General features: G+C 29.7%; 14 protein-coding genes. 5 read left to right on the top strand and 9 right to left on the bottom strand.

Going from position 1 to position 11,638, the window contains the following annotated elements; genetic code table 11:
* Positions 1–9 precede the first annotated feature (9 nt).
* The 7 genes from OXH55_RS01245 to OXH55_RS01275 form a co-directional block, all read right to left on the bottom strand.
* Positions 10–243 (bottom strand): sulfurtransferase TusA family protein, encoded by a 234-nt coding sequence (locus tag OXH55_RS01245; RefSeq protein ID WP_268047586.1) that lies wholly within the window; start codon positions 241–243, stop codon positions 10–12.
* 24 nt (positions 244–267) lie between these two features.
* A complete protein-coding gene (locus OXH55_RS01250) occupies positions 268–954 on the bottom strand; it encodes a YeeE/YedE thiosulfate transporter family protein (protein ID WP_418921823.1) in 687 nt (228 codons plus the stop codon).
* A gap of 145 nt (positions 955–1,099) precedes the next feature.
* Positions 1,100–2,428: a 6-phospho-beta-glucosidase gene (locus OXH55_RS01255; protein WP_268047588.1), complete on the bottom strand. Its 1,329-nt coding sequence runs from the start codon at positions 2,426–2,428 to the stop codon at positions 1,100–1,102.
* A gap of 57 nt (positions 2,429–2,485) precedes the next feature.
* Positions 2,486–3,205, bottom strand: a complete 720-nt coding sequence (locus OXH55_RS01260) for a GntR family transcriptional regulator (protein WP_268047589.1) — start codon at positions 3,203–3,205, stop codon at positions 2,486–2,488.
* A 188-nt stretch (positions 3,206–3,393) separates the two neighbouring features.
* A complete protein-coding gene (locus OXH55_RS01265) occupies positions 3,394–4,896 on the bottom strand; it encodes a sensor histidine kinase (RefSeq protein WP_268047590.1) in 1,503 nt (500 codons plus the stop codon).
* Entirely contained in the window at positions 4,889–5,572 is a 684-nt protein-coding gene (locus OXH55_RS01270; RefSeq protein ID WP_268047591.1) for a response regulator transcription factor, read from the bottom strand. The genes OXH55_RS01265 and OXH55_RS01270 overlap by 8 nt, the downstream gene beginning before the upstream one ends.
* 143 nt (positions 5,573–5,715) lie before the next feature.
* Positions 5,716–6,180, bottom strand: a complete 465-nt coding sequence (locus OXH55_RS01275) for a DUF4342 domain-containing protein (RefSeq protein ID WP_268047592.1) — start codon at positions 6,178–6,180, stop codon at positions 5,716–5,718.
* Positions 6,181–6,422: 242 nt separating this feature from the next.
* On the opposite strand from OXH55_RS01275, the gene OXH55_RS01280 reads away from it, so the two are divergent.
* The 4 genes from OXH55_RS01280 (at position 6,423) to OXH55_RS01295 (ending at position 9,534) form a co-directional block, all read left to right on the top strand.
* Complete coding sequence (locus OXH55_RS01280; protein WP_268047593.1) at positions 6,423–7,595, top strand: NAD(P)-dependent malic enzyme; 1,173 nt, start codon at positions 6,423–6,425, stop codon at positions 7,593–7,595.
* Positions 7,596–7,616: 21 nt separating this feature from the next.
* Positions 7,617–8,459: a fumarate hydratase gene (locus OXH55_RS01285; RefSeq protein WP_268047594.1), complete on the top strand. Its 843-nt coding sequence runs from the start codon at positions 7,617–7,619 to the stop codon at positions 8,457–8,459.
* Between the two features lie 18 nt (positions 8,460–8,477).
* Positions 8,478–9,035, top strand: a complete 558-nt coding sequence (locus OXH55_RS01290) for a Fe-S-containing hydro-lyase (protein ID WP_268047595.1) — start codon at positions 8,478–8,480, stop codon at positions 9,033–9,035.
* A 61-nt stretch (positions 9,036–9,096) separates the two neighbouring features.
* Positions 9,097–9,534 (top strand): DMT family transporter, encoded by a 438-nt coding sequence (locus tag OXH55_RS01295; protein ID WP_268047596.1) that lies wholly within the window; start codon positions 9,097–9,099, stop codon positions 9,532–9,534.
* Between the two features lie 37 nt (positions 9,535–9,571).
* On the opposite strand, the gene OXH55_RS01300 is transcribed toward OXH55_RS01295, so the two are convergent.
* Entirely contained in the window at positions 9,572–9,784 is a 213-nt protein-coding gene (locus OXH55_RS01300; RefSeq protein WP_268047597.1) for a hypothetical protein, read from the bottom strand.
* An 88-nt stretch (positions 9,785–9,872) separates the two neighbouring features.
* Positions 9,873–10,721 carry a tetratricopeptide repeat protein gene (locus OXH55_RS01305; protein WP_268047598.1) on the bottom strand — a complete coding sequence of 283 codons (849 nt, stop codon included), beginning with the start codon at positions 10,719–10,721 and terminating at the stop codon, positions 9,873–9,875.
* 211 nt (positions 10,722–10,932) lie between these two features.
* On the opposite strand from OXH55_RS01305, the gene OXH55_RS01310 reads away from it, so the two are divergent.
* Entirely contained in the window at positions 10,933–11,568 is a 636-nt protein-coding gene (locus tag OXH55_RS01310; protein ID WP_268047599.1) for a nitroreductase family protein, read from the top strand.
* Positions 11,569–11,638: the final 70 nt, after the last annotated feature.

Consider the following 11,638-nt stretch of genomic DNA (forward strand, 5'->3'; position numbering starts at 1 on the left):
ATCCCTCCACTATTCTTGTTTTGGCTTTTCAATATAAATTTCCCACTCTCCGTCCTCTACTTCAATCACTTCTACCTGATATTGATTTTTTGATGCCCATTCCTGCACACTAATCCCCACACAGCTATGATCTGAATGCAAAATCAGAATATCTCCAGGCTTCATTGTTTTTAACTCTTTCATTGCTCGAAGCAGGGGAACAGGACATGCTTCACTCAAACAATCCATCTCTCTTACTGCCATACAATTTCCTCCATTATATATCTTTTATATATCTTTTGAACGTCTATTTTCATACCATATTGCTAATCCGTACAAACTCATTAATACGGTTAACTGCCCTAATACAACAATTTTAAAATCAAAATATTCAGAAAAGTAAATCGTCTTTGCATTGTGAATGATATGGTCATACCAAAATGAATAATCCTTCGCTCCTAGCACAGTCCCAATCAAAAAACCCAGAAGAACAACCCACTGCAAAGCATGTCCTTCACCAATTCTCATTAATACACCAGAACCACATCCTCCTGCAATAATCATTCCCATACCAAATAAAAATGCACCTATCATAACATGAATTCCCACGGAACTTACAGCTCCAGGAATAAAATCATAATCAATGGGGTTCGTACTAATATACTTAGCTTGAATCACAGCAAACCCAATAGTGCTCACCATCATTGCCAACAACATCGCTCTTAACAATTTTGTATTACCAACAAGAAAAGGATCACGAAATGCTGCTGCAAAACAAAATCTGGAATACCTTAGAACAATTCCAATCCCAATTCCTAAAATCCAGCATACAGCGTACTTGTGATGATTTTGCCAAAGTACGATACACAGAATTAGTGCAATTAAAAACAATATGATTCCATAAGGAATCTGATTCTTTTTCTTTTTTGCTTGTCTCTGACGCTGCTTTATTACCGTAGTCATTTCATTTGACAACATAATATCATCCTTTTAGACAAAACCAATATCTTTATTAACATATTGATTTTGTATCAGTAATTTCACTTTCATAATTATATACCATACCATATTACAAATCAATGATATACCGCTTGGATTATTTTCACAGTTATATAACTCTTCAATCCATTGGTATTAAATGTTTAAATTGAGGTAAATATTCAATATTCTCTTTGATTATATCGTCTAGTAACGGTTTAACAATACTGCTTTCTACTAGTGGATGTAGTATTAAAGCTTGTAAAGCTGCACCGTAATCTCCATGCACTCCAGCTTCTACGGCTAATGATTCATATTCATTAATTACTTGTAATAATCCCTTTATTTTAGATGGTAAAGGCTTAACATTGAAAGGATGTGCCCCTTCTTTATCCACATAACAAGTTCTCTCAATAGCCGAATCATGTGCAATACACTCTACTGTTCCATTGTTTGCAACATTAACATAATGAATAGTTCCTTTATCATTGTATATTGCACTGATTAATTCACATGCAGCATCAGAATAATACTGTCCTCCACGATTTTCTAATTGCTTTGGTTTTTCTTTTAAATCAGGATTTTTATATAATTCAAACAATTCTTCTTCTACTTTTTTAACAAGTTCCCCACGAGTTCCTTCTTTTTTAGCACTCTCCATCTCTTCCTTTAGCATAACATCTGTTAAATAATAATATCTGTGATATGGACATGGTAACATTCCTAAAGACTCTAGTAAGTATTTTCCCCAATTAATATCAGGAATGTTTTTAGCAGTATATCCTTTTCCAGCAATTAAATGTTTTATAACTTCATCTATTTTACTTTCACCTTCATATATTACATCTCTTCCCCAAACTAAATGATTTAATCCTATTAAATCCATTCTTATTTTATCTTTATCAACATTTAATACATCAGCACACAGCATATGCATTAAAATAGGAACATTACATAATCCAATACATTTTACATTTGTATATTTATTAACAGTTTCAGTAATAACTCCACTTGGATTTGTAAAATTTATTAACCAAGCATTAGGTGATAGTTCTTCAATATCTCTACAAATATCCAATATAACTGGAATTGTTCTTAATGCTTTAGCTAAACCACCAGCCCCTGTAGTTTCTTGTCCTATACAGTTATACCTTAAAGGAATTTTTTCATCTCTAATTCTTGCATCAAGTAATCCAACTCTAAATTGAGTTGTTACAAAATCAGCATCTTTAATAGCTTCTCTTCTATCTAATGTAAGATATATGTTTATATCTAATCCAGCTTTTTCAACCATTCTTTTAGCTAAATTGCCCACAATTTCTAGCTTTTCTTTTCCTTCTTCAATATCTACTAAATATAAATCCTTAACTGGCAATTCATCATATCTCTTAATAAAGCCTTCAACTATTTCTGGAGTATAACTACTCCCACCTCCAATAACTGCTATTTTCAATCCTTTTTTAGCTGCCATTAATACCACCATCCCTTTTATTTTTTTTGATTTATATAATAAAAATATTTAGTAACTTTAGTTTGATGCTGTAATAATCATGCTGTACATATCACCACGATAAAAGTTAAAACTGAATTCTATAACTTTAGAATCTGAATAAGTTATTCTTTCTCGTTTTAGAATTGGTTCACCAGTGCCTATTTTCAAAAGTTCTCCTAATCTCTCATCAGACAATACCGCTCCTACTTCTTGAGTTGCTTTTGTTGGCTTATGTCCTTCTTCTGTTAAACATTTATAAATAGATTCTTTTGACAAATCTACTTCTAACAACTTAGAACACATAGAATACGGAACAAAAGATTTTTCAAACGCAATAATCTCATTATCAGCTAAACGTAGTCTAGAAGTTAAGATAACTTTTTCATTCTCCGAAATTTGTAATTTTTCACAAATTGTTTTATTAGGAGTAATTATCTCTTGGGATATCACTTTACTTGAAGGCTTCATACCTTTTCTCTCCATAATCTCTATGAATCCTAATAATCCTGGAAAAAAATCTATCTTCTTTTTACAAACAAAAGTACCTTGCCCTCTTTTTCTATATAAAACTCCTTCTTCTACTAAATTACTAATTGCTTTACTTACAGTCATTCTGCTTAAATTCAATTCTTCACTTAACTTTCTCTCTGAAGGGATTTTTTCTCCTACTCTATATTCAGCATCTTCTATTTTCTTTCTAATTATATTTTCCAATTGATAATACAATGGAATTGGACTATTTTCGTCTAATTTCATCTTATCCCTCTTTTCTAATGTTTTACTTTTTTCAAAATTTTTACTATATCAATGATAGTTTTGTATCCAAACTAAATTCTATACACCATAATATCGATTTATTCATTCTAGTTGACCAGTGGACTATACCACCTGTAATTGAATTATAGCATATCATATTATTGCTTTCAACTACTAAAAAAAGCCATTCACTTGAATGACTTTGGAAGTATAATACTAATTTTTGTACCAATATCAACAGCACTTTTTACCTCAATTGAACCTTTATGCTGTGCTATAATCCATTTTGCAATTGATAAACCAAGCCCAGTTCCTCCTTTATCTTTAGATCTAGATTTATCTGAACAATAAAATCTATTGAAAACATAAGGAATATCTTCTTTAGGAATTCCTACACCTGTATCTTCAATCATAAGTACCGCCTTATTTTTTTTACAATAGGAACTTACTGTTATCCTTCCATTTTCCGGAGTGAATTTTATGCTGTTATCTATAAATATTCTTAATGTTTGCTTTAATAATTTACGGTCTGCAAATATTAATATTTTCTCATTTGTTTTATTAATAATTTCATGATTTATATCAATTAACTTAGTTTCTTTAACAACTTCATCCACTAACTCATCTAAGTAGAATTCCGTCATTTCCACTTTCTGAGTTTTCTTATCTGCTCTTGCAAGAAATAATAATTTTTCAACTAAATCCTTCATATTCTGTGATTCACCTTTAATTGCTTCTATGGATTCTTCTAAAACTTCTCTATCATTTTTTCCCCATCTATCAAGCAAATTAGCATATCCCTGAATTACTGCAATAGGAGTTCTCAACTCATGTGATGCATCTGATACAAATTGATTTTGCCTTTCATAGGAATCCTGAAGTCTATCAAACATATCATTAAAGGTTTGTGCCAAATCTCTAAGTTCATCATGAGAACCTTTAACATTTAGACGAGTATCTAAATTTTGAATATTAATAGCTTTTACTGTTTCTGTCATGTCATCTACAGGACTAAGCAATTTTTTACTTACACTAGACCCTATTACCTTTGTTACGATTATTATAATAATATTTAAAACTGCTAAAATACTAAGAAGTATATGAAAATAATCATTTTCTTTTTTTAAATCCTTTAAAATCTGAAGATAATATGTTTCATTATCAATATCAATACTTCTATTTAAAATCAACTTTTCATTATTATTTATGCCTTTAATAATATTTGAACCATATAAGGTATAAATATCATGAATGTTCTCTTTATTATCTGTAGTTGTGTATATTATATTTTTATTAATGTCTAAAATACTTATTATTATATCTTCTTTTTCGGCAGTAGTATTTATCAACTGCTTTGGAACTATTGAAATATCATTTATATTACTCATTATAATTTGGTTATTCTTCTCAATACTTTCACGTGCTTGTTCTATTAAAAAAAATTTAAATCCAAATAAAATCGCTGTACTTAATAAAAAAAGGAAAAGTGAAAATATAAATGTGTATACGAATGTTATTTTAAAGGTAATAGAAAAGCGTAAAAGTCTCTTGAATCGCTCATATATACCTTTAAATATTAATTTTAAAGCTTTAAAAGCATCTGGTATAATTAATAAAATTTTCTTTGTTACAAGAAAAGTATAGTGAAAAACTGCTTTTAGTATTTTTCTTATAGTTGTTTTTTTATTCATTTTTTAAAAGGTATCCCACCCCTCGAATTGTATAAATGAACTTTTCATTATATTTATTATCAATTTTAGTTCTTAAATATCGTATATATACGTCAACAATATTGGTATCACCCATGTAATCAAAACCCCAAACTTTATCCAATATCTGCTCCCTTGTTAAAGCTATGTTTTGATTCTCCATAAGATATTTTAATAAATCAAATTCTGTTTTCGTTAAATCAATCTCTTCTCCATTATAGTTTACAACATGCTTGTTTAAGTCTAACTCTAAACCTCTTACAGAAAAAAACTTGGATGGTTTAACTATTGAATTTTTTCTTTTTAAAGTTACTCTAATTCTAGCCAACAATTCTTCTATAGCAAAAGGCTTTGTAATATAATCATCTGCACCAGTGTCAAGTCCCATTACAATGTCCATAGTTTCGTCTTTTGCAGTTAACATTATAATTGGTATTTCTGAAACTTGTCGTATTCTACGACATACCTCCATACCATTTAGTCCTGGTAACATTACATCTAATAAAATCAAATCATAATTTCCATCTAGAGCTTTTTCAAGCCCAGTTCTCCCATCATGAGCTTGTTCAACAATATACCCTTCATATTTTAATTCTAATTCAATAAAGCGAGCAATTTTCACTTCATCTTCCACTACAAGAATTCTTTGCCCTTTCAATTTAATTCCCCCTAAAACAATCTTCTCGTTTTAAATTATATCCCATTCAAATATTAGTAAACAAGTAAAAAGGAAAAATGACATATATCTTACCTATAATAAGGTAAGATATATGTCATTCATGTATTAATTTATAAATATTTTTATTTAGCATAATTCTCTTCTGAAGTTACATCATCCACTATAGTAGTTACTGTTGTTGACATTTTATCTAATACCTTATTTATCGACGAATCTTCACCACTATTTTTTTCAAGTCTTATTTTGTGCTTTGTACCTAATGCAAGTATAAAAGCAACCAAAGCAACAGGTGTAGCAAAAATAGTAAATAAGGCAGCTACATTAACTGATATATTTAAAATATTACTTTCTTCTTTTTTTATCACAACTCTTGTTTTATTTCCTTTTCTTATAATATTTTTTATTTTGCTAAAAAATTTATTTTGACATTCGGATATTTTGTTTTCTTTAATCTTTTTAGCTTTTTCAAGATACACTAATGCGTCTACAATTTCTCCATTACACTTTTCTAAAGCTTCTTTTGCCTCTTCATAATTTACATGTGCTCTCTTTCTTAATAAATCGATTTGTTCTAATGATACTGCCATATGAATACCTCCAAATAAATTTTATTTTGTTTATGTTTATATTGTATTCAATAAAAATTAGAGTTTACTTAGTGAAAGATTAAAATTAGATTAGAATTTTAATCAATAAGAAATCAATTTTAAAATATAATCTTTATCACAAATAACTTTATTTTACCCTATTGCTATTGCCTTCCACTTATTGCTTAGTGTAAAATTGTTTTATAATTCAGAAATTTTAATACAAACGAGGAGGCTCTTTAATGAATTACAGTGAATTAAGTTTAAAAATGCATGAAGAAAACAAAGGTAAGCTTGAAGTAAATTCCAAAGTAAAAGTTGAAAGTAAAGAGGATTTAAGTACAGCTTATACTCCTGGAGTTGCAGAACCTTGTAGAAAAATTAATGAAAATCCTGAAAATGTATATAAATATACAGCTAAAGGAAATCTTGTAGCCGTTGTTTCAGATGGAACTGCAGTATTAGGCCTTGGGGATATAGGTCCCAAAGCTGCCATACCTGTAATGGAAGGTAAAGCTATATTATTTAAACAATTTGCAAATGTAGATGCTTTTCCAATATGTCTTGATACAAAAGATGTAGATGAGATTGTAAAAACGGTTAAATATTTAGCTCCAACCTTTGGTGGCATAAATTTAGAAGATATTTCTGCACCTAGATGCTTTGAAATTGAAAAAAGATTAAAAGAAGAACTAGATATTCCAGTATTTCATGATGATCAACATGGTACTGCTATAGTAGTTTTAGCTGGTCTTATAAATGCACTTAAATTAGTAGGAAAAAATATAGAAACTGCTAACATAGTTATTAATGGTGCTGGTTCTGCTGGGATTTCTATTTGCAAACTATTACTTTTAAGTGGTGCTAAAAATATAGTTCTATGTGATATTAAAGGTGCTTTAGTAGAAGGTGCTAATTGGATGAATGATGCACAGAAAACTATTGCAGAAAAAACTAATAGAAATTTTGAAAAAGGAAACTTAAATGAAATAATAAAAAGGAAAGATGTATTTATAGGTGTTTCTGCTCCAAATATAGTAACTTCAAATATGGTTAAAACTATGAATGAAGATGCTATTATCTTTGCTATGGCAAATCCAACTCCAGAAATCATGCCCGAAGAAGCTAAAAAAGGCGGTGCAAAAGTAATTGCTACTGGTAGATCTGATTATCCAAATCAAATTAACAACGTTTTAGCCTTCCCAGGAATTTTCAGAGGTGCTTTAGATGTTAGAGCAACAGATATTAATGAAGAAATGAAACTAGCTACTGCAAAAGCTATCGCTAGCATAGTTTCAGATGAGGAACTAAGTGAAGATTATATAATTCCAAATGCTTTTAACAAAAAAGTAGTAGAGGTAGTAGCTAAAGAAATAGGAAAAGCAGCTAAAGAAACAGGAGTTACTAGAATTTAAAATAAGAAGGGAGCAATTAATATGAGAGAAATAAACACTTCAGAAATTATAAAAACAGTTAAAGAACTTTGTATTAACGCTAATTATTATCTTTGCAGTGACGTAAAAGAAAAATTAAACCAATCTTATGAAGAAGAAAGCTGGCCTATAGCTAAAAATATTTTAAATAATATTTTAGACAATATAAATATAGCTGAAAATGATGAAATACCTATTTGCCAAGATACTGGCATGGCATGTGTCTTTGTAGAAATAGGTCAGGATGTTCACGTTGTAGGTGGAGATTTAAGAGAAGCTATAAATGAAGGTGTTAGACAGGGTTATGAAGAAGGTTATTTAAGAAAATCAATTGTAAAAGACCCATTAGATAGAGTAAATACCAAAGATAATACTCCAGCTTTTATATACTACGATATAGTTCCAGGAGATAAAATAAAAATTACAGTTGCCCCAAAAGGTGCTGGCTCAGAAAATATGAGTAAAATAGCCATGTTAAAACCAGCAGATGGAGTAGAAGGTATTAAAGAATTTATTATAAATACTGTAAAAGAAGCTGGTCCTAATCCTTGTCCTCCAATAGTTATTGGAGTTGGTATAGGAGGAAGCTTTGATAAAGCAGCATATTTAGCAAAAAAAGCTTTAACAAGATCTATAAATTTAAAAAATTCAAACCCTTACTATGAAAATTTAGAAAAAGAACTTCTTGATACTATAAATGAGCTTGGAATTGGTCCACAAGGCTTTGGTGGAAAAATAACAGCTTTAGGAGTTAATATTGAAACTTATCCAACTCATATAGCTTGTTTACCAGTAGCTGTAAATATAAATTGTCATGCTACAAGACATGCATCAAAAGAACTTTAATAAAAAGGAGGCAATTTTATGATAAAGAAAATAGTTACTCCACTTACAGAGGAAAAAGTAAAAGATTTAAAAGCAGGCGATTCCGTACTAATTTCCGGAGTAATATATACTGCTAGGGATGCAGCTCATAAAAGATTAGTAGATCTTTTAGATAAAGGTGAGAAATTACCTATTGATGTTAAGGATCAAATAATATTTTATGTTGGGCCAACTCCAGCTAAACCTGGAAAAGCTTTAGGATCTGCTGGACCTACTACCAGCTATAGAATGGACCCTTATGCACCTAAATTAATGGATATAGGTCTTAAAGGAATGATAGGAAAAGGTTCACGCAATGAAGATGTTGTAAACTCAATAAAGCAAAATAATTGTGTTTATTTTGCTGCTATCGGTGGTGCAGGTGCTAGTATATCAAAATCAGTGGTTAATTCAGAAATTATAGCTTATGAGGATTTAGGAGCAGAAGCTATAAGAAAACTTGAAGTAGTTGATTTTCCTGCAGTAGTCGTAATAGATTGCCAAGGAAATAATTTATATAAAATTGGACCAAATGAATATCTAAAATCATTAAAATAACACCCCAAATTTTCTATTATATGTTATACTAAGTCATAAGGAATAAATTGGAGGACTTAGTATGAATAAGTTTTACAGTATAATTTTGGCACTATGTATAGGAATATGTTTAGCCGTACAGGCGCCTATAAATGCTAATCTAGGCAAAGTAATCAATGCTAAAAATGCTGCTTTAAATAGTGTATTGGTAAGTTCTATAACTATATTTATCATAATATTACTGACAGGTAATATTAAAGAATACTCAAATATTACAAAAGTTCCCCCTTACTACTGGATAGGTGGATTACTTGGAATTATTGTAGTGTTTGGAACTATTTTGATAATCCCAGCTTTAGGGACTCTCACAACCTTCTCCATCATTGTAACTGTGCAACTTGTAATAGGCGCACTTATAAATCATTTTGGATGGTTCGGAATAGCCCCTATGCCAATAACTATTACAAAAATATCTGGAATAATTCTTTTAATTTGTGGACTTAGACTAATAATGAAATAATAGGCTGTTTACAAAGTCGTAACAGCCTATTCCTAAATTATATTTTTTTATACTGTACACAATCACCATCATCTTCAGTAATCACTACTGAATCATATTCTCCCTTTTCAACTTCTCCTTTAAAACGTTTCCCATCTTGAACACGTTCACTCATTGGGAAATTCTCTTCAACAACATCTCTATATTCAAATGGATGACCTTTTGGAACTTTATTTAACTTATTTATATCTATATGGCTTTTTTCTGACATTTTTGTGCCCTCCTTAATTACTATTTTGTTATACTAGTATTATGAGCACATAGAAAAATGATTATTTATAAATTACCTAATATATTTCTTAATTTAAGAGAATAAAATTATCTGATACCAAATCCCATTCATATGCTTTACCTGTTTTTTTATCTACATAGTACCAACCACTTGTAGCTATATGATCTCCCATATCATCGAATGCATGTATTACATAATAATTTACACCATTTCTGTTTTCATCATGATCATATTCAAAAATTGTTTTTACACCCTTATGTTTAACATATCTTTCTACAATTTTGCAAGCCTGCTGCTGTGTTACTCCTGAACTACTTTTTTTTGCTTCCTCTTTCTGTTTTTCTTGCTGCTCTGCTTTAATTTTATCTTGCTCTTCTTTGTCTTTCTTGTCATAAGCATCTTTTAATTTTTTAACTTCTGCATTATTACTATCTAATTTTAATACCTCATCTAAATATTTATTAGCCTCTTCATATTTATTATTTTTAGCAGAATTACTAGCCTTTTGAATATTTAAAGCGGTGAACTGCTTTTTACACTCCTCAATTTTCTTCTTTGCATTATCATATATTTTACTATCTTCTTTAGTAACCTTTTTAAATGTCTCTATAGCCTCTGAGTAATTTTTATCACTCATTTGTTTTATTCCATTATCATATATAACTTTAACTTCTTTCAATCTTTTAGCCAAAGTAATACTTCTTTCTACATTAGTATCTTTTTTATAAGATAAAGATTGATTAAACACAGCTATAGCCTTATCATACTCTCCACCATCCATATATTGATTAGCCTCATTGATTAGATTATTATATGACTGTACCATATTATATTTGTATGTACCAAATACTGCTCCAGCTATAGCAATAAATATTACCATAGATATAATAACTATTTTTTTTATTTTATTATTCATCATCATACCTCTCCTTATTTGTAGTAATTCAGTAAAATTATACAATATCATTGTATTAAAGTAAAATACCTGCTTACAAACCTATCTCCTATTTTTATTTCAAAATAACACTTTTGATTATCTATATAATTCCATGATAATTTGTATATACTATAAAAACAAACTATAATTAGACACAAAGCTAACCCAAAACTAAGGAGGAATATACACGTTGAGTAATTTAGAATTTATTTACAAAAGACACAGTGTAAGAAAGTTTACAGACCAAGAGGTGCCAATTGAAGATTTGAAAAAAATATTAGAAGCTGCAACTTATTGTGCTTCAGCTAAAAATGTTCAAAACTGGCATTTTGTTGTTGTAAAAAACAAAGAAAAAATTGAAGAAATGGCTAAGGCTATTGAAGAAAAAAACGCTTGTATTGCTGAGGATATAAAAAATGAAGAAAAAAAAGCTTCTTTTACTAAATTTGTGAGATTCGCAACTGTTTTTAGAAATGCTCCAGTAGCAATAGCAATATATGCAGGACCTTATACTCCTACTGGCCTTGACGAATTAACAGAAATAGGTGGGTATGAGGCAGAAATAAATCATTTACTAGAAATGTCACCAAAAATGCAGAGTGTAGGTGCAGCTATAGAAAATCTATCTCTTGCTGCTGCTGAAATGGGTTACGGAACTTGCTGGATGACAAGCGGTAACTATGCAGCAAAAGAAGTATCTGATGTAATAGGATTTGAAAAAGAAAATTTTGCATTAGCTGCTATAGTTCCAATTGGTGTTCCAGATGGTCCAATTAAAAGTCCTGGTAGAAAACCTGTAGAAGAAGTTACAACGGTTATAGAATAAATAGTATTAAAAATAAGGTAACTGTACTTAATCGTCGCAGTTACCTTTAAATATATAACTTTAACAAACT

It is taken from the genome of Clostridium ganghwense, assembly GCF_026735165.1.
GTDB classification, from domain to species: Bacteria; Bacillota; Clostridia; order Clostridiales; family Clostridiaceae; genus Clostridium_H; species Clostridium_H ganghwense.

What these genes read in the sequence shown, in the direction of transcription:
- OXH55_RS01305 (WP_268047598.1), bottom strand. Translation starts at nt 10,721, where the DNA reads ATGAATAATAAAATAAAAAAAATAGTTATTATATCTATGGTAATATTT.
- OXH55_RS01295 (WP_268047596.1), top strand. Translation starts at nt 9,097, where the DNA reads ATGAATAAGTTTTACAGTATAATTTTGGCACTATGTATAGGAATATGT.
- OXH55_RS01265 (WP_268047590.1), bottom strand. Translation starts at nt 4,896, where the DNA reads ATGAATAAAAAAACAACTATAAGAAAAATACTAAAAGCAGTTTTTCAC.
- OXH55_RS01275 (WP_268047592.1), bottom strand. Translation starts at nt 6,180, where the DNA reads ATGGCAGTATCATTAGAACAAATCGATTTATTAAGAAAGAGAGCACAT.
- OXH55_RS01300 (WP_268047597.1), bottom strand. Translation starts at nt 9,784, where the DNA reads ATGTCAGAAAAAAGCCATATAGATATAAATAAGTTAAATAAAGTTCCA.
- OXH55_RS01290 (WP_268047595.1), top strand. Translation starts at nt 8,478, where the DNA reads ATGATAAAGAAAATAGTTACTCCACTTACAGAGGAAAAAGTAAAAGAT.
- OXH55_RS01255 (WP_268047588.1), bottom strand. Translation starts at nt 2,428, where the DNA reads ATGGCAGCTAAAAAAGGATTGAAAATAGCAGTTATTGGAGGTGGGAGT.
- OXH55_RS01280 (WP_268047593.1), top strand. Translation starts at nt 6,423, where the DNA reads ATGAATTACAGTGAATTAAGTTTAAAAATGCATGAAGAAAACAAAGGT.
- OXH55_RS01285 (WP_268047594.1), top strand. Translation starts at nt 7,617, where the DNA reads ATGAGAGAAATAAACACTTCAGAAATTATAAAAACAGTTAAAGAACTT.
- OXH55_RS01245 (WP_268047586.1), bottom strand. Translation starts at nt 243, where the DNA reads ATGGCAGTAAGAGAGATGGATTGTTTGAGTGAAGCATGTCCTGTTCCC.
- OXH55_RS01260 (WP_268047589.1), bottom strand. Translation starts at nt 3,205, where the DNA reads ATGAAATTAGACGAAAATAGTCCAATTCCATTGTATTATCAATTGGAA.